The sequence below is a fragment of the Duganella sp. Dugasp56 genome (genome assembly GCF_047304105.1).
GTDB classification, from domain to species: domain Bacteria; phylum Pseudomonadota; class Gammaproteobacteria; order Burkholderiales; family Burkholderiaceae_D; genus Rugamonas; species Rugamonas hordei.
In genome coordinates, this window is the sequence record NZ_JBGLYQ010000054.1 from 1 (window position 1) to 18,215 (window position 18,215).

At 64.2% G+C, this 18,215-nt stretch carries 17 protein-coding genes; 15 read left to right on the forward strand and 2 right to left on the reverse strand.

The window, feature by feature from the left end; translation table 11 throughout:
* The first annotated feature begins 152 nt into the window (after positions 1–152).
* The 13 genes from uppS to ACCD07_RS27865 all read left to right on the forward strand — a co-directional run bounded on the left by uppS (position 153) and on the right by ACCD07_RS27865 (position 13,544).
* A complete protein-coding gene (gene uppS, locus ACCD07_RS27805) occupies positions 153–905 on the forward strand; it encodes a polyprenyl diphosphate synthase (RefSeq protein ID WP_176651098.1) in 753 nt (250 codons plus the stop codon).
* Complete coding sequence (locus ACCD07_RS27810) at positions 905–1,741, forward strand: phosphatidate cytidylyltransferase (protein WP_413449217.1); 837 nt, start codon at positions 905–907, stop codon at positions 1,739–1,741. Before uppS ends, ACCD07_RS27810 begins: the two co-directional genes overlap by 1 nt.
* A gap of 9 nt (positions 1,742–1,750) precedes the next feature.
* Entirely contained in the window at positions 1,751–2,944 is a 1,194-nt protein-coding gene (ispC, locus tag ACCD07_RS27815; protein WP_176651096.1) for a 1-deoxy-D-xylulose-5-phosphate reductoisomerase, read from the forward strand.
* Entirely contained in the window at positions 2,941–4,323 is a 1,383-nt protein-coding gene (rseP, locus tag ACCD07_RS27820; RefSeq protein ID WP_413449218.1) for an RIP metalloprotease RseP, read from the forward strand. Before ispC ends, rseP begins: the two co-directional genes overlap by 4 nt.
* 63 nt (positions 4,324–4,386) lie before the next feature.
* Positions 4,387–6,723, forward strand: coding sequence for an outer membrane protein assembly factor BamA (gene bamA / locus ACCD07_RS27825; RefSeq protein ID WP_353404527.1), 2,337 nt, complete (start codon positions 4,387–4,389; stop codon positions 6,721–6,723).
* Between the two features lie 72 nt (positions 6,724–6,795).
* Positions 6,796–7,299 (forward strand): OmpH family outer membrane protein, encoded by a 504-nt coding sequence (locus ACCD07_RS27830; RefSeq protein WP_353404529.1) that lies wholly within the window; start codon positions 6,796–6,798, stop codon positions 7,297–7,299.
* Between the two features lie 21 nt (positions 7,300–7,320).
* Positions 7,321–8,376, forward strand: coding sequence for a UDP-3-O-(3-hydroxymyristoyl)glucosamine N-acyltransferase (lpxD, locus tag ACCD07_RS27835; RefSeq protein WP_353404530.1), 1,056 nt, complete (start codon positions 7,321–7,323; stop codon positions 8,374–8,376).
* Positions 8,377–8,379: 3 nt separating this feature from the next.
* The gene (gene fabZ, locus ACCD07_RS27840) at positions 8,380–8,895 is read left to right on the forward strand and encodes a 3-hydroxyacyl-ACP dehydratase FabZ (protein WP_176651091.1); all 516 of its coding nucleotides are present in this window, start codon (positions 8,380–8,382) and stop codon (positions 8,893–8,895) included.
* 2 nt (positions 8,896–8,897) lie between these two features.
* On the forward strand, positions 8,898–9,689 hold the full coding sequence (lpxA, locus tag ACCD07_RS27845; RefSeq protein WP_176651090.1) for an acyl-ACP--UDP-N-acetylglucosamine O-acyltransferase: 792 nt from the start codon (positions 8,898–8,900) through the stop codon (positions 9,687–9,689).
* Positions 9,673–10,875: a lipid-A-disaccharide synthase gene (gene lpxB, locus ACCD07_RS27850; protein WP_413449219.1), complete on the forward strand. Its 1,203-nt coding sequence runs from the start codon at positions 9,673–9,675 to the stop codon at positions 10,873–10,875. The genes lpxA and lpxB overlap by 17 nt, the downstream gene beginning before the upstream one ends.
* Before the next feature lie 11 nt (positions 10,876–10,886).
* Positions 10,887–11,534 (forward strand): ribonuclease HII, encoded by a 648-nt coding sequence (rnhB, locus tag ACCD07_RS27855; protein ID WP_176651089.1) that lies wholly within the window; start codon positions 10,887–10,889, stop codon positions 11,532–11,534.
* Entirely contained in the window at positions 11,531–12,316 is a 786-nt protein-coding gene (locus ACCD07_RS27860; protein ID WP_413449220.1) for a TrmH family RNA methyltransferase, read from the forward strand. The genes rnhB and ACCD07_RS27860 overlap by 4 nt, the downstream gene beginning before the upstream one ends.
* 19 nt (positions 12,317–12,335) lie before the next feature.
* Positions 12,336–13,544: an EAL domain-containing protein gene (locus ACCD07_RS27865; RefSeq protein WP_413449221.1), complete on the forward strand. Its 1,209-nt coding sequence runs from the start codon at positions 12,336–12,338 to the stop codon at positions 13,542–13,544.
* 217 nt (positions 13,545–13,761) lie between these two features.
* Here the strand turns inward: ACCD07_RS27865 and ACCD07_RS27870 are convergent, their stop codons facing one another.
* A complete protein-coding gene (locus ACCD07_RS27870) occupies positions 13,762–14,127 on the reverse strand; it encodes a hypothetical protein (RefSeq protein ID WP_413449222.1) in 366 nt (121 codons plus the stop codon).
* Between the two features lie 72 nt (positions 14,128–14,199).
* On the reverse strand, positions 14,200–15,048 hold the full coding sequence (locus ACCD07_RS27875) for a pyruvate, water dikinase regulatory protein (protein ID WP_176651085.1): 849 nt from the start codon (positions 15,046–15,048) through the stop codon (positions 14,200–14,202).
* Positions 15,049–15,201: 153 nt separating this feature from the next.
* On the opposite strand from ACCD07_RS27875, the gene ppsA reads away from it, so the two are divergent.
* Together ppsA and ACCD07_RS27885 are read left to right on the forward strand one after the other, a co-directional pair.
* Entirely contained in the window at positions 15,202–17,634 is a 2,433-nt protein-coding gene (ppsA, locus tag ACCD07_RS27880) for a phosphoenolpyruvate synthase (RefSeq protein WP_353404594.1), read from the forward strand.
* 156 nt (positions 17,635–17,790) lie between these two features.
* Positions 17,791–18,213, forward strand: coding sequence for an NfeD family protein (locus ACCD07_RS27885; RefSeq protein ID WP_176651084.1), 423 nt, complete (start codon positions 17,791–17,793; stop codon positions 18,211–18,213).
* Positions 18,214–18,215 lie beyond the last annotated feature (2 nt).

The window sequence follows — 18,215 nt, forward strand, 5'->3', positions numbered from 1 at the left end:
CCCCCCCCCCCCCCCCCCCCCCCCCCCCCCCCCCCCCCCCCCCCCCCCCCCCCCCCCCCCCCCCCCCCCCCCCCGCGGGTGGTACGCTATGCTGGCGTCTTGTCTTTTTGCGTCACACCTGCAATACTTAACACTTTGGCACCAAAGTTTTCATGAAATATACGAGTTCGACTACCGAGGTCCCGGAAGCCCCTAACGTGCCGCGCCACGTTGCCATCATCATGGACGGCAACGGCCGCTGGGCGACCAAGCGCTTCCTGCCGCGCGTCGCCGGCCACGTCAAGGGCGTGGAGGCGGTGCGCACCGTGGTCGAGGCCTGCGCCCGCCGCGGTGTCGAATACCTGACCGTGTTCGCCTTCAGTTCGGAAAACTGGCGCCGCCCGGAAGAGGAAGTGTCGCTGCTGATGCGCCTGTTCGTGACCGCGCTGGACCGCGAAGTGTCCAAGCTGCACGCCAACAATATCCGCCTCAAGGTCGTCGGCGACCTGACCCGTTTCGACGACAAGCTGCAAGGCATGATCGCCTCGGCCGAGCGCAAGACCGCCAACAACACCCGCATGACCGTCACCGTCTGCGCCAACTATGGCGGCCGCTGGGACATCATGCAGGCGGTGGCCAAGATGGTCGCCGCCCACCCCGGCGCGACCGACTTCAGCGAGGAGCAGCTGGCGCCGCACCTGGCGATGGCCTACGCGCCCGAGCCCGACCTGTTCATCCGCACCGGCGGCGAGCAGCGCATCTCCAATTTCCTGCTGTGGCAGCTGGCCTACACGGAACTGTTCTTCACCGAGACCTACTGGCCCGATTTCTCGATCGAGTGCCTTGACGAGGCGATCGCCTCCTACCAGCACCGCGAACGCCGCTTCGGCCGCACCGGCGCGCAACTGGCTGAAAAGACAAGCTGATGCTGAAAACTAGGATTATTACCGCTGTGATCTTGCTGGCGGTGCTGCTGCCGGTCCTGTTCTTCAACTATTTCCCAGCGTTTGCCGTCGTCGTCACCCTGTTCGTCGGCGCCGCGATGTGGGAGGGCGCCCGCCTGTTCGGCCTGTCCGCCATGGCCGCGCGCGTGTTCGGCGTGGTCTGCGCCGGCCTGTTCGTGCTGCTGATGTACTCGGCCAAGCCGGGCGCCGTCAACTCGCTGTACGGCGTGGCCTGCCTGCTGTGGCTGATCCGCTACGTGCCGTCGCTGGGCCTGGGCCTGCCGCCGCTCAAGGGCGGCGGCAACTGGTCCATGGGCGTCACCTTCAGCTTCGCCGTGTTCGCCTGCTTCTTCGCCATCGTCGGCCTCTACCTGCATTCGCCGCTGTACCTGCTGTCGGTGATGGTGCTGGTGTGGATCGCCGACATCGGCGCCTATTTCTCCGGCAAGGCCTTCGGCAAGCGCAAGCTGGCGCCGTCTATCTCGCCGGGCAAGTCGTGGGAGGGCGCCATCGGCGGCGGCATCGCCGTGCTGGCGCTGTCGGCGCTGGGCATAGTCCTGGCCGCCTCTTTCCCGTGGCTGCGGGACACCTTCGCCTTCCAGCTGCAGCAGCGCTTCGGCTGGCCCCTGGCCCTGCTGGCGCTGCTGCTGATCGTCGCCGCGTCCGTCGTCGGCGACCTGTTCGAATCCCAGCTCAAGCGCCGCGCCGGCCTCAAGGACAGCAGCAACCTGCTGCCCGGCCATGGCGGCGTGCTTGACCGTATTGACGCCTTGATCCCGGTCCTGCCCCTGGCCGCGCTGATCGGCTCCTGGTTCTGAAAGAATAAAATGCAACAAATCACCATCCTTGGCGCCACCGGTTCGATCGGCGTGTCCACGCTGGACGTGCTCGCCCGCCACCCCGAGCGCTATGCCGTCTACGCGCTGTCCGCGCACAGCCGCGTCGACGAATTGGCGGCCCAGTGCATCGCGTTCCGTCCGGCGCGCGCCGTGGTCGGCAGCGCCGCCGCCGCCGACCGCCTGGGCGTGCTGCTGCGCGCGGCCGGCGTCGACACCGAAGTGGAATATGGCGAGGCGGCCTTGTGCAGCATCGCCAGCGCGGCGGAAGTCGACAGCGTGATGGCCGCCATCGTCGGCGCCGCCGGCCTGGCGCCGACCCTGGCCGCCGCCCGCGCCGGCAAGAAGGTGCTGCTGGCCAACAAGGAAGCGCTGGTCATGTCCGGCCAGCTGTTCATCGACGCCGCGCACGAAGCGGGCGCGGTGCTGCTGCCGATCGACAGCGAGCACAATGCGATCTTCCAGTGCCTGCCGCAGTTCGGCGGCCGCGTGCCGGCGGTGCGCGACGACGCGGCCGGCGTGGCCAAGATCCTGCTGACCGCCTCCGGCGGCCCGTTCCTGACGCGCGACGTGGCCACGCTGGACGCGGTCACGCCGGAGCAGGCCTGCAAGCACCCCAACTGGTCGATGGGCCGCAAGATCTCGGTCGATTCGGCCACGATGATGAACAAGGGCCTGGAAGTGATCGAGGCGCACTGGCTGTTCGGCGCGCCGGCCGACCGCATCGAGGTCGTCATCCACCCGCAGTCGGTGATCCATTCGATGGTGTCGTATGCCGACGGCTCGGTGCTGGCGCAATTGGGCAATCCCGACATGCGCACGCCGATCGCCCACGCGCTGGCCTACCCGGAGCGCATCGCTTCCGGCGTGGCCCAGCTGGACCTGACGCAAATCGCCACGCTGCAGTTCGAGCGCCCCGATTTCAACCGTTTCCCCTGCCTGGCGCTGGCGTTCGAAGCGCTCAAGGCCGGCGGCACCGCGCCCGCGCTGCTGAACGCCGCCAATGAAGTGGCGGTGCAGGCCTTCCTCGACCTGCGGATAGGCTTCCGCCAGATCGACCGCGTGATCGCGCACGTGATGGAAGCGCTGCCGCACGGCGCCGCCGACAGCATCGCCGCCGTCATGGCGCAGGACGGCGCCGCGCGCGCCGCCGCCGAAACCTATATCGCCGGACTGGCAAAATGAACTTCCTGCAAACCGCGCTGGCATTTGTCGTCTGCCTGGGCTCCCTGGTCATCTTCCACGAGCTGGGGCACTACCTGGTGGCGCGCTGGTGCGGCGTCAAGGTGCTGCGCTTCTCGGTCGGCATGGGCAAGGTGGTGTGGTCGCGCCGTTTCGGGCCGGACCAGACCGAATGGGCCGTCTCCGCGCTGCCGCTGGGCGGCTACGTCAAGATGCTCGACGCGCGCGAGGCCGACCTGGGCCACCTGCCGCCGGAAGAGCTGAAGCGCGAGTTCACGCGCCAGAACGTGTGGAAGCGCATCGCCATCGTGGCCGCCGGCCCGCTGGCCAATTTCCTGATCGCGATCGTGCTGTTCGCCGGCTTGTACATGCACGGTGTCGAAGAACCGGCCAGCAAGATCAGCGTGCGCGCGACGGTGGACGCCGCGCCGGCCGCCGCGTGGGCCGCCGGCCTGCGCACCGGCGACGTGGTCACCGCCGTCAACGAGCAGCCGGTCGCCGTCTGGTCCGAGCTGCGCTGGAGCCTGATCCAGGCCGCCATCGACAAGAAGGAAGCCCGCATCGCCGTCGAGCGCGTGGGGCAGGGCCGCTTCACCTTCACGCTGCCGGCCGCCGCGCTGTCCGCGCTGGACTTGGAGGGCGACGTGCTGGGCAAGCTTGGCGTCGGCGTGTCCCGTCCGACCCCGGTGGTCGAGCAGGTGATCGCCGGCGGCGCTGCCGACCGGGGCGGCCTGCGGGTCGGCGACCTGCTGGTGGCCGTCGACGGCACGCCGGTGGCCGACGGCATCGCCTTCATCGACATCATCCGCGCCTCGGCCGGCAAAACCGTGCAGGTGGCGGTCCGCCGCGCGGGCCAGCCGCTGACGCTGGCCATGGCGCCGCAGGCGGAGCAGGTGAAAGGCGAGGCAAAAACCGGTAAGGGAACTGTAACAGTCGGTAAGATCGGCGCCTACGTCGCTCTGCAGCCGGATATGATCACCGTGCCATCATCCCCGGTTGCGGCCGTGGGTAAGGCCATGACGCGGGTCTGGGATACCTGCACGATGACCCTGAAGATGATCGGCAAGATGATCACCGGCGAGGTCTCGCTGAAGAACGTCACCGGACCGATCACGATCGCCGATTATGCCGGGCAAACGGCGCGGATGGGCGCGGCGAGCTATTTGAGCTTCATCGCCTTCATCAGCATCAGTTTGGGGGTGATGAATTTGCTACCGATTCCGGTTCTAGATGGGGGGCATTTGCTGTATTATTCGCTGGAAGTTTTAACTGGGCGTTCTGTACCGGAACGTTTTGGCGAGATTGCGCAGCGTGTCGGTATGGGGTTGTTACTGACCCTGATGCTGCTGGCGGTGTTTAACGACGTCGCCCGGCTGCTGTAGCAGGCGCGCTTTCGCTTTGTATCTATATGAGTAGTTCGTTGATTTAGCCATTGAATAACCCCAATGAAATTATATTCTGACCGTATTACTTCACCTTCCTTTCGCCGTAGCCTGATCGGCGCCGCTGTCCTGGCGCTGTGCGCCGGCAGTGCCATGGCCATCGAGCCCTTCGTCATCAAAGACATCCGCGTCGAAGGGATCCAGCGTACGGAAGCCGGTACGGTCTTCAGCTATCTGCCGGTACGGGTGGGCGAGACCTTCAACGACGACAAATCCATCACCGCCATCAAGGCGCTGTATGCCACCGGCTTCTTCAAGGACGTCAAGCTCGAAGCCGACGGCGGCGTGCTGGTGGTGCTGGTCGAGGAACGCCCGGCCATCTCCAAGGTGGAATTCACCGGTACCAAGGAATTTGAAAAAGACACGCTGGTCAAGGCGCTGAAGGACATCGGCGTCGGCGAGACCAAGATTTTCGACAAGGCGTCGGTCGACCGCGCCGAGCAGGAATTGAAGCGCCAGTACCTGTCGCACGGCCTGTATGGCGTCAAGATCGTCACCACCGTCACGCCGATCGAGCGTAACCGCGTCAACATCACCTTCGCGGTGGACGAGGGCGACGTCGCCAAGATCAAGCAGATCAACATCGTCGGCAACAAGGTGTTCTCGGACAAGGAGCTGAAAGACCAGCTGGCGCTGAACACCGGCGGCTGGTTCAGCTGGTACACCAAGGCCGACCAGTACTCCAAGACCAAGCTGACCGGCGACATCGAGTCGCTCAAGTCCTACTACCTGGACCGCGGCTACATCGAGATGAACATCGACTCGACGCAGGTGTCGATCACGCCGGACAAGAAGGACATCTACATCACCATCAACATCACCGAGGGCGAGAAGTACAAGGTCTCGGGCATCAAGTTCGAAGGCGAGACCTTCGGCCGCGAAGAGGAACTGCGCTCGCTGGTGCTGCTGCGCGAAGGCGAAACCTATTCCGGCGCGCGCCTGACCGCCACCAACAAGCTGATCTCCGATCGCCTGGGCACCTTCGGCTACGCCTTCGCCAACGTCAACGCCAATCCGGACATCAACCGCGACAAGCGCGAAGTGGCGTTCACGTTCTTCATCGATCCGGGCAAGCGCGCCTACGTGCGCCACATGAACATCGCCGGCAACACCACCACGCGCGACGAGGTGATACGCCGCGAGTTCCGCCAGTTCGAGTCGTCGTGGTACGACGCCAACAAGATCAAGCTGTCGCGCGACCGCGTCGACCGCCTGGGCTACTTCAAGGACGTGACCATCGACACGCCTGAAGCGCAGGGCACGTCCGACCAGGTCGACGTCAACCTGACCGTGGTGGAAAAACCGACCGGTAACTTCCAGATCGGCGGCGCGTTCTCGCAGTCCGAGAAGTTCAGCTTCCAGGCCGCGATCCAGCAGGCCAACTTCGCCGGTTCGGGCACCACCGTCGGCATCGAACTGAATACCTCGAAGTACAGCCGCACGATTTCGTTCTCGCAGACCGACCCGTACTACACCGACGACGGCGTGTCGCGCTCGTACGAAGTGTACCTGCGCACGCAGCAGCCGCCGGCGCTCAACATCGGCTCCTACACCATCAAGCAGCAGGGCGGCCGCATCAGCTACGGCGTGCCGTTCTCCGAAGTGGACACGGTGTTCTTCGGCATCGGCCTGGAACGCTCGAAGATCACCACCGACGAAACGTCGCCGATCCGCTTCAAGGAATACGTCACCACGATCACCGGCAACACCACCGGTATCGGCACCGCCGCCACCAACGCCGTGCCGCTGACGGCCGCCTGGGCGCGCGACAGCCGCGACTCGGCGCTGACGCCGACCGTGGGCCGCTACCAGCGCGCCAACCTGGAGCTGGATCTGGTCGGCCAGCAGAAATACTACCGCGCCGTGTACGAGCACCAGTGGTACAAGCCGCTGTTCTCGAAAGTGACGCTGGCGCTGAAGGGCGAGATCGACTACGGCCACGGCCTGGGCAGCAGCAGTTATCCGGTGTTCAAGAACTTCTACGGCGGCGGCATCGGTTCGGTGCGCGGCTACCTGAGCTCCTCGCTGGGCGCGGTCGACTACACCTACGGCGATGCGCTGGGCGGCGCCTCGCGCCTGATCGGCAACGCCGAGCTGCAGCTGCCGTTCCCCGGCTCGGGCCAGGACCGCAGCCTGCGCTGGTTCGGTTTCCTCGATACCGGCCAGGTCTACCAGGAAGGCCAGAAGATGCGCGCCTCCGAGCTGCGCTACTCGACCGGCCTGGGTATCAGCTGGATTTCGCCGGTCGGCCCGCTCAAGTTGAGTTATGCTAAGCCTTTGAACGCCAAGCAGGGCGACCGCCTGGAACGCTTCCAGTTCCAGATGGGCAGCGGCTTCTGACGCGCTTCCAATGATGACTAGAGACTTTAATATTTTCCCCGGAGAAACAAGTTGAAGACTGTATCTGCTACCTTGACCAAATCCCTCGCCGTGCTTGCACTGGGCTGGTGTGCGTTGGCGCCGGTGCAGGCCCAGACCTCGGCCTCGCGCATCGCGTGGCTCAGCCCTGAGCGCATCTACAACGAATCGAAGCTGGCCAAGCTGGCCGGCGAAAAGCTGCAGGAAGAGTTCAAGAGCCGCGAGAAAGCCATGGCGGACATGGCTTCGCGCCTGAAGACGTCGACCGAAAAGCTGGAAAAGGACATGCCGGCCCTGTCCGAGGCCGACCGCGTCAAGCGCCAGCGCGACGTGTTCGAGCTGGATAAGGAATACCAGCGCCGCCAGCGCGAGTTCCGCGAGGATTTGAACCAGCGCACCAACGAGGAACGCCAGGCGATCTCGGAAAAAGCCACCAAGATCATCAAGCAGCTGGCACTGGTCGAAGGCTTCGACATCGTGCTGCAGGACGCGGTCTGGGCCAGCCCGCGCATCGACATCACCGAAAAAGTGCTGGCGGCGCTGGATAAAGACAAATAAAACGATAGATTGGACCACCCGATGGGCACTCGACTAGGGGAATTGGTCGAACGCTTGGGCGGGCAGTTGATGGGGGACGCGAACCTGGAAGTGACCGGGATCGCGCCATTGACGGACGCCGGCGTTTCGCACATCAGCTTTCTCAGCAATAGCAAACTGCGCGCGCAAGCGCTGCAAAGCCAGGCGGCGGCACTGATCGTGTCGGCCGCCGACGACGCTTTTATCGCCGCCGGCTTCCAGGGCGCGCGCATCGTCACCAACAATCCGTATGTGTATTTCGCCCGCGCGGCGCAGTATTTCGAATCGCTGACGGCCATCGTGCCGGCGGCGGGCGTGCACGCCAGCGCGGTGGTCGCCGACGACGCGCGCATCGCCGCCAGCGCCCATGTCGGCGCGCGCGTGGTGGTGGAGGCGGGCGCGGTGATCGGCGAGGGCGCGGTGATCGACGCCGGCTGCTACATCGGCCGCGAGGCGGTGATCGGCGAGGACACGCATTTGTTCGCCAACGTGACGTTCCATTCGCGCTGCGTGATCGGCAAGCGCGGCATCATCCATTCGGGCGCCGTCATCGGCACCGACGGATTCGGTTTCGCCAACGAGGGCGGGGTCTACATCAAGATTCCGCAGACCGGGCGCGTGGTCATCGGCGACGATGTGGACATCGGCGCCAACACCACCATCGACCGCGGCGCGCTGGCCGATACGATCATCGAGGACGGCGTCAAGCTGGACAACCAGATCCAGATCGGCCACAACTGCCACATCGGCGCGCACACGGCGATGGCCGGCTGCGTTGGCGTGGCCGGCAGCGCGAAGATCGGCAAGTACTGCACCTTCGGCGGCGCCGCCATGGTGCTGGGCCACCTGACCATCGTCGACAAGGTCCACGTGGGTTCGGGCAGCATGGTATCGCGCTCGATCCTGGAACCGGGACAGTACACAGGCTTTTATCCGCTGGCCAAAAACAGCGAATGGGAAAAATCAGCCGCCATCGTCCGCAATTTGTCGACGATGCGCGATAAAATTCGCGCGCTGGAAAAAACAATTAAAACACTGACGTATCACGACGAGAAATAAATCATGACTACTACCACTCCAGAAACCACCGAAGCGTCCACCTGCACCAAGAAGTGCCTGGACATCCACGCCATCAAGCAGTACCTGCCGCACCGCTACCCGATGCTGCTGGTGGACCGCGTGCTGGACTGGGAGTCGGGCAAGACCATCACCGCCATCAAGAACGTCACCGTCAACGAGGAATTCTTCAACGGCCACTTCCCGCACAAGCCGGTGATGCCGGGCGTGCTGATGATCGAGGCGATGGCGCAGACCGCCGCCATCCTGTCGTTCCTGACCATGGACATCAAGCCGGACGAGAATTCGGTGGTGTACTTCGTCGGCATCGACAACGCGCGCTTCAAGCGTCCGGTGGAGCCGGGCGACCAGCTGGTGATGAATGTCGAGATCCTGCGCGTGTCGCGCGGCATCTGGAAGTACAAGGCGGTCGGCACGGTCGACGGCCAGACGGCGGTCGAGGCGGAACTGATGTGCACCATCCGCAGCGCATCGGACGCCAGCCAGCCAGCAGGCAAGTAATCATGGCGACGATACACGCCACCGCCATCGTCGATCCGAAGGCGCATCTCGACACCGGTGTCGAGGTCGGGCCGTATTCGGTCATCGGTCCCAACGTCGTCATCGGCTCGGGCACCGTGGTCGGGCCGCACGTGGTCATCGAAGGCCATACCACCATCGGCCGCGACAACAAGCTGTTCCAGTTCTCGTCGATCGGCGCCGCGCCGCAGGACAAGAAATGGAACGGCGAGCCGACCAGGCTGACCATCGGCGACCGCAACACGATCCGCGAGTTCTGCACCTTCAACACCGGCACGGTGCAGGACAAGGGCGTGACCTCGCTGGGCAACGACAACTGGATCTCGGCCTACGTCCACCTGGCGCACGACTGCCAGGTCGGCAGCAACACGATCTTCTCGAACAACGCGCAGATCGCCGGCCACGTCGAGATCGGCGACTGGGTCATCATGAGCGGCTTCGCCAATGTGCACCAGTTCTGCAAGATCGGCGCGCACGCGTTTGTCGGCATGAGCACCTCGCTGACGCAGGACGTGCCGCCGTTCGTGCTGTTGAACGGGAATCCCGCGCAGGCCCACGGCGTCAATATCGAGGGCCTGAAGCGGCGCGGCTTTACGCGCGAGCAGATCAACGGCATCCGCGGCGCCTACAAGACCATCTACCGCTCCGGCCTGACGCTGGAAGAGGCCAAGGCCGCGCTGCAGGCCGAAGAAGAGGCCAGCCCGGCCGACGTGGCGCAGCACATCCGTGCCATGCGCGACTTCCTCGGCGTCGCCAGCCGTGGCATCGTCCGCTGACAGCGCGCGGCCGATGATGGCCGCGCCATTGGCCGCGCAACCGGGCGTGCCATCCATAGCGCTGGTCGCCGGCGAACCGTCCGGCGACGTGCTGGCGGCGCGCCTGCTGTCCGGGCTGCGGCCGCACCTGCCCGACACCCGCTTCCACGGCATCGGCGGCGAACACATGATAGCCCAGGGCTTCGAATCGCACTATCCGATGGACAAGCTGACCGTGCGCGGCCTGCTGGCCGTGATCCCGCGCTACCGCGAGATCAAGGGTATCCAGAACGCGCTGCGCGACCGGCTGCTGGCCGAGCGGCCGGCGGCCTTCATCGGCGCCGACTACCCGGGCTTCAACCTCGGGCTGGAAGAGCAGCTGAAGGCGGCCGGCATCCCGACCATCCACTACATCGGCCCGCAGATCTGGGCCTGGCGCGGCGGCCGCATCAAGAAAATCATCAAGGCGGTGTCGCACATGCTGGTGGTGTTTCCGTTCGAGGAAGAGATCTACAAGCAGGCCGGCGTGCCGGTCAGCTATGTCGGCCATCCGCTGGCCGAGCTGATCCCGCTGGCGCCGGACGAGGCGGGCGCGCGCCGCGCGCTGGGCCTGGCGGAGGACGCCAGCGTGGTGGCCATCATGCCGGGCAGCCGCATGTCCGAACTGAAGTACAACACGGCGGCCTTCATCGGCGCCGCCAAACTGCTGAAGCAGCGCGACAGCACGCTGAAGTTCGTCGCGCCGATGGCGGGCGAGCGCCAGCGCCGGTACTTCCTGGAACTGGTGGCGCAGGCCGGCCTGCAGGACGTCGAAGTGCAGCTGCTCGACGGCCAGTCGCATACCGCCATCGCCGCGGCCGACGCGGTGCTGGTGGCGTCGGGCACGGCGTCGCTGGAGGTGGCGCTGTTCAAGAAGCCGATGGTGATAGCCTATCGCATGATGGAGCTGGAATGGCAGATCCTGCGCCACTTCGGCTACCAGCCGTGGATCGGCCTGCCGAACATCCTGGCGCGCGAGTTCCTGGTGCCGGAGCTGCTGCAGGACGCGGCCAATCCGCAGGCGCTGGCCGACGCGATGTGGCAGCAGCTGAGCGACGCGCCGCACCGCCTGCGGCTGGCGCAGCGCTTCACCGACATGCATCACAGCCTGCTGCGCAACAGCGCGGTGGAGAGCGCGGCCGCCGTGCTCAAAGTCATCCAAGCATAAAGAGTATCAACGTGAATAATCAACAATCCGGCCTGTTCGACTTCCTGCCCGATTCGCCCGACGAGATCATCTGCGGCGTCGACGAGGCGGGGCGCGGGCCGCTGGCCGGCCCGGTGTTCGCGGCCGCCGTCATCCTCGACGTCTCGCGGCCCATCGACGGCCTGCGCGATTCGAAAAAACTCACCGAGGCCAAGCGCGACATGCTGGCGCCGCTGATCAAGGCCCACGCGCTGGCGTGGGCGATCGCCGAGGCGTCGGAGGAGGAAATCGACAAGCTCAACATCCTGCAGGCGTCGATGCTGGCGATGCGGCGCGCGGTGGAGGCGCTGAGCACCGTGCCGACGCTGGCCCTGATCGACGGCAACCGCTGCCCGGTGATGAAGATCCAGTCGATCGCCGTGATCGGCGGCGACGACAAGGTCGACGCGATTTCGGCCGCGTCGATCCTGGCCAAGACCGCGCGCGATGCCGCGCTGGTGGCCTTGCATGCGCAGTATCCGCAGTACTGCTTCGACCAGCACAAGGGCTACGGCACGGCGCTGCACCTGGAGCGCCTGCGCGAGCACGGTGCCTCGCCGGTGCACCGCCGCTCGTTCGCGCCGGTGCGCGAGGTACTGGAACTGTTCGCGGCCCGGACCAGTGGCGGGAGGGCGGCATGAAGACCATCACCTCGCGCGACAACGCGCAATACAAGGAACTGGTCAAGCTGGCCGGCAGTTCGCAGGCGCGCCGCAAGTCCGGCCGCACCCTGCTCGACGGCGTGCACCTGTGCCAGGCCTACCTGCAGCTGCGCGGCCTGCCGGAACAGTGCGTGGTCAGCGAATCGGCGCTGCACAATCCGGAAGTGATGGACATCGTCGGCCAGATGGAAGCGCGGCATGCGCACGTGCTGGGACTGCCGGACGCGCTGTACAACGCCGTCAGCCAGGTCGAACACGGCGTCGGCGTGATGTTCCTGATCGAGACACCCGAGCGGGCGGTGGGCGGGCCGCTGGCCGTGTCGGCGGTGCTGCTCGATAACGTGCAGGATCCCGGCAACGTCGGCTCCATCCTGCGCAGCGCGGCGGCGGCCGGCATCACCCAGGTCTATTGCAGCGCCGGTTCGGCGTTCTGCTGGTCGCCCAAGGTGCTGCGCGCGGCCATGGGTGCGCACTTTGTGCTGGATATTTTCGAGAACGTCGACCTGGCGGCGCTGGTGTCGGCGGCCAAGGTGACCACGCTGGCCACCAGCGGCTATGCGACCCAGCGGCTGTACGACGTCGACCTGCGCCAGCCTGTGGCCTGGCTGTTCGGGCACGAGGGGCAGGGCGTGGCGGACGATCTGCTGTCGATGGCGACCCATCAGGTGGTGATACCGCACCTGGGCCAGGTCGAGTCGCTGAACGTGGCCGCATGCGCGGCAGTATGCTTTTTCGAACAAGTAAGGCAGAATCAGTCTTAACGCATCAACGGAGCAGTTCATGGATATCGCGCAGTTGCACTTTCTGGTAGCCGAAGGGGATCAGGTACAACGCCACGCGCTGGCCGACATCCTGGTGCACCTCGGCGTCGGCCGGATTACGCAGGCGCCGGACGGCCACACGGCGCTGCGCCATTTCAGCGCCGCCGCCAACATGGCGCCGCCCGTTGATATCGCCATCATCGACCTGGCGCTGCCGGGCATGGACGCGCTGGAACTGATACGCCGCCTGGCCGACGCCAAGTCGCGCGTGGGCGTGGTGGTGGTGGGGGCGCAGTCGAACGCGGTGCTGTTCTCGGTCGAGACCATGGCCGCCGCCTACGGCATCAACATGCTGGGCGCGATCGGCAAGCCGGTCATCGGCAGCCGGCTCGAGGCGCTGATCACCAATTACCTGCAGCCGGGCGAAGCGCGGGCCGCCGCGCGCCAGCAAGTGCCGCCGATTTCGTTTGCCGAAGTGGGGCAGGGACTGCAGGCGCGCGAGTTCGACCCCTTCTTCCAGCCGAAGATCGAGCTCGAGACGGGGCAGGTCAAGGGCCTGGAGATGTTCGCCCGCTGGCGCCACCCACTGTACGGCGTGCTGGGACCGGCCTCGTTCATGCAGGTGCTGGAGGATAACCGGCGCGTCGATTTCCTCGACTGGAGCATGATCGAAAAGTCGGTCGCGGCCTGCCGCACCTTGCACGACCAGGGCATACCGATCTCGTTTTCCATCAATGTTGATCAGAGCACGCTGGCGCATCCGCAGTTCATGGACCAGATCGCGGCCTGCCTGGACCGGCACCGCATCATGCCCGACTACATCACTTTCGAGATGACCGAGTCGGCGGTGCTGACCACCGATCCGCATTTTCTCGAACGGTTATTGCGTTTGCGGATGAAGGGATTCGGCCTGGCCATCGACGATTACGGCACCGGCCGCAGTAATCTGCAATTACTGGCGCGCATACCTTTTTCGGAACTGAAAATAGACCGCAGTTTTGTCGACGGGGCGTCCAAGAAACAAGCCATTGGCACCGTATTGCGTTCCTGCCTTGGCTTGGCGCGCAGCCTGGATCGTCGTTCGGTGGCGGTCGGCGTAGAAACAAAACAGGATTGGGATTTCCTGCAAGGCCTGGGCTGCACTTATGCCCAAGGCTATTATATCGCCAAGCCTATGCCGGTCGAGGAATTCCCCGCCTGGCTGGCCGACTGGCAGCACTTCTTCTAATCACTTCCCCCGAGTATAAATGTACCTGGTTTATATAACCGGGGTATTGACTCGCCTATACTCCTCTCGTCTCTTTTTTTTCATTGCGCTTCGTTGCCCCGCAATTCGCTCAATTCATGCTTAAAATTGGCATGTTTTCGCTAAAATATGGCATGACTAGGGTATGGGAGGGTAATATATCAAACCGGCTGCAATATAATGCAGCCGGCGTATTTATTTAATCCGGGAGATAACTGCGGCGCACACCGGCCATTAATTCCGCCAGTGCTTGTTTGTCGCGCCAGCGGCCCTCGGCCATTACGCCCAATGGCGAACGTAAAGTCGATAAACCATCCAGCGGATTCTGCTTAGTTAATATCAGGTCTGCGCGATAACCAGTAATAATCTGGCCAAACTGCACGCCGCCTTTTGTGCGCGAGATAAAGGTTCCTGGCGCGCGGGTTGCGGTAGATAATACCTGGTAACGGCTCAGTCCCGAGCGTTCCAATTCAGCCAGATTATCGTGCAGCGAATATCCCGGTACCAGTCCGGGAATAGATGGTGCGTCAGTTCCCGACAGTAATTCGACGCCGGCATCCGCCATCGCCTTCAGTTTGCGCAGGAACGCGAGCTTGGCCTCCAGCCGCGCGCACTTGCCGGCATAATCAGCAGCCCCTCAGTACTCGCGCCGGTTCGGCTTGATCTCTTGCAGGATGGTGGTGGAGATTTCCTCGATCGACTTGGTGGTCGACGACAGCCAGCGTATGCCTTCGCGCTTCATCATCATTTCGGCCTCGTTGACCTCGTAGCGGCAGTTTTCCAGCGCCGCGTACTTGCTGCCGGCCCGCCGTTCGTTGCGGATCTCCGACAGCCGCTCGGGCGTGATCGTCAGCCCGAAGATCTTGGATTTGAACTCGTACAGCGAAGACGGCAGCTTGCCGCGCTCGAAATCGTCCGGGATCAGCGGATAGTTGGCCGCTTTGATGCCGTACTGCATCGCCAGGTACAAACTGGTCGGCGTCTTGCCCGAGCGCGACACGCCGACCAGGATCACGTCGGCCGACGACAGGTTCTTGTGCGACTGGCCGTCGTCGTGCGCCAGCGAGAAATTGATCGCCTCGATGCGGTTCTTGTACTCCTCGCTGTCGACGATGTTGTGCGAACGGCCGATGGTGTGGGTCGATTTGACGCCCAGCTCCTGTTCCAACGGCGCAACAAATGTTTGGAACATGTCCATATACATGCCCTTGCAGTGGCGAATGACGTCGGACAACTCCGTCTTCACCAGCGTGGAAAAGATGATCGGACGTTGACCGTCGGTTGCAAAGGCTTCGTTGATCTTGCGCACCGCGTCGTGCGCCTTGTCCAGCGTATCGATGAACGGCAGCCGGACCTGGCGGAAGCGCAGCTCGAACTGGGTCAGCACCGAGTGACCAAAGGTTTCCGCCGTGATGCCGGTGCCGTCGGAGACGAAAAACACGGTGCGGGCGGAGGAAGGCAGCGTGGGGCGTTGTTCTTGTGTCATGTAGAGTGAGCCTGTCAGTATTGTGAATCGTCAATTTGGGCCGCAGGCTGTAGAATGGGCGCCATAGTTAAGATTGTGCTGCACGACGACCAGAATAACAAGAAACAAGTCTGCGCCTCGCTGGAAGATTTCTATCATCAAAAAGGTGTAATTATGTCCAACGCAGCATTGAAGGAGCAAAACAACGAAGCGGTTTATGTTGCCTCGTTTGAACACTTGCGAATGACGGATGTCGAATCCGTCGGCGGCAAGAACGCCTCTCTGGGCGAAATGATCAGCCAGCTGGCTGAAGCCGGTGTCCGGGTTCCGGGCGGCTTCGCCACCACGGCGCAGGCATTTCGCGACTTCCTGTCGCACAGCATCGGTGGCGGCAAGCCGCTGGCCGACCGCATCGCCGACCGCCTCGCCGACCTGAACATCGACGACGTGCGCGCGCTGGCGCAAGCGGGCGCCGAGATCCGTCAGTGGATCGTCGAAACCCCGTTCCAGCCGCGTCTGCAGCAGGAAATCGAAACCTTCTACGATCAACTGGTCGCCGACTCCAGCACCGAGATGTCGTTCGCCGTGCGCTCGTCGGCCACCGCCGAAGACTTGCCGGACGCCTCCTTCGCCGGCCAGCAGGAAACCTTCCTCAACGTGGTCGGCATCGACAACGTGCTCGACGCGATGAAGCACGTGTTCGCCTCGCTGTACAACGACCGCGCGATCTCCTACCGCGTGCACAAGGGCTTCACCCACGCCGAAGTGGCGTTGTCGGCCGGCGTGCAGCGCATGGTCCGCTCCGACCTGGGCGCGGCCGGCGTCATGTTCACCATCGACACCGAGTCCGGCTTCAAGGACGTGGTGTTCGTCACCTCCAGCTACGGCCTGGGCGAGACGGTGGTGCAGGGCGCGGTCAATCCGGACGAGTTCTACGTCCACAAACCGATGCTGGAAAAGGGCAAGTCGCCCGTCATCCGCCGCAACATCGGCTCCAAGCTGCTGAAGATGGAATTCACCAGCGAAGCCAAGGCCGGCCGCTCCGTCAAGACCGTCGACGTGCCGGTTGAAATGCGCAACCGCTATTCGCTCAACGACCAGGAAGTGGTGGAGCTGGCCAAGTACGCCGTCATCATCGAGAACCACTACGGCCGTCCGATGGACATCGAGTGGGGCAAGGACGGCCGCGACGGCAAGCTGTACATCCTGCAGGCGCGTCCCGAGACCGTCAAGTCGCAGCAGAAGGCGACCGACGTGCAGCAGCGCTTCAAGCTGAAATCGTCCGGCACGGTGCTGGCCTCCGGCCGCGCGATCGGCCAGAAGATCGGCGCCGGTCCGGTGCGCGTGATCCACGACCCGGCCGACATGGAACGCGTGCAGCCGGGCGACGTGCTGGTCGCCGACATGACCGACCCGAACTGGGAACCGGTGATGAAGCGCGCCTCGGCCATCGTCACCAACCGCGGCGGCCGCACCTGCCACGCGGCAATCATCGCCCGTGAACTGGGCGTGCCGGCCGTCGTCGGTTGCGGCGACGCGACCGAAGTGCTGAAGGACGGCACTTTCGTCACCGTCTCCTGCGCCGAAGGCGACGAAGGCAAGATCTACGACGGCCTGCTGGAAACGGAGATCTCGGAAGTGTCGCGCGGCGAGTTGCCCAAGCTGCCGACCAAGATCATGCTCAACGTCGGCAATCCGCAGCTGGCGTTCGACTTCCAGTCGGTGCCGAACGGCGGCGTCGGCCTGGCCCGTCTCGAGTTCATCATCAACAACAACATCGGCGTGCACCCGAAGGCCATCCTCGAGTACCCAAACATCGACGCCGACCTGAAGAAGGCGGTGGAGTCGGTCGCGCGCGGCCACGCCTCGCCGAAAGCCTTCTACGTCGACAAGCTGGCCGAAGGCATCGCCACCATCGCCGCCGCGTTCTGGCCGAAGCCGGTCATCGTGCGCCTGTCGGACTTCAAGTCCAACGAGTACAAGAAGCTGATCGGCGGCTCGCGCTACGAGCCGGATGAAGAGAACCCGATGCTGGGCTTCCGCGGCGCGGCCCGCTACCTGGCGGCCGACTTCGCCGGCGCATTCGAAATGGAATGCCAGGCGATGAAGCGCGTGCGCAACGACATGGGCCTGACCAACGTCGAGATCATGGTGCCGTTCGTCCGAACCCTGGGCCAGGCCGAGAAGGTCGTCAACCTGCTGGGCAAGAACGGCCTGGTGCGCGGCGAAAACGGCCTGCGCCTGATCATGATGTGCGAAGTGCCGTCGAACGCCATCCTGGCCGACCAGTTCCTGCAACACTTCGACGGCTTCTCCATCGGTTCCAACGACCTGACCCAGCTGACTTTGGGCCTGGACCGCGATTCCGGCATGGCGCTGCTGGCGGCCGACTTCGACGAGCGCGACCCGGCCGTCAAGGCGCTGCTGTCGATGGCGATCAAGGCTTGCCGCGACCAGGGCAAGTACATCGGCATCTGCGGCCAGGGTCCTTCGGACCATCCGGACTTCGCCGCCTGGCTGATGGAGCAGGGCATCGAATCGATGTCGCTGAACCCGGACTCGGTGATCGATACCTGGCAGAAACTGGCGTCACTGACCAAGCAATAATAAAGTGTTGACGCGGGACGGATTTGGTTTAGACTGGAGTTATCGAATTTAGTAGCAAATAACACTATCAATACCAACTGCCCCGCAGTAAAAACCCTCGCAGCCCGCACCGGGAAGCGGGGGTTTTTGCATTTTGAAACCTGAAAGGAGAGCACCATGGCTGACTGGAGTTACTGGGCCTTTGCCGCCGGCGCGACGGTCATTTTGGAACTGTTCACCGGCACCTTCTACCTGCTGATGATCGCCATCGGCATGAGCTCGGGCGTGCTGGCCGCGCTGCTGGGCTTCGGCATGGAGGCGCAGACGGTGCTCGCCGCCGTGGTCGGCGTGGCCGCCACCGTGCTGCTGCGGCGCAGCCGCTTCGGCAAGCAGGAAGACCGGGTGCGGGCCGAGCGCGATCCGAACGTCAACCTCGACATCGGCCAGACCGTCCACGTGCCGGCCTGGCAGGACGGCGCGGCGCGCGTGATGTACCGCGGCGCGCTGTGGGATGTGGAACTGGAGCCGGGGACTACGCCGGCGCCCGGCCAGTACACGATACGCGAAGTACGCGGCAGCCGCCTGATCGTGGCGGCCTGAGA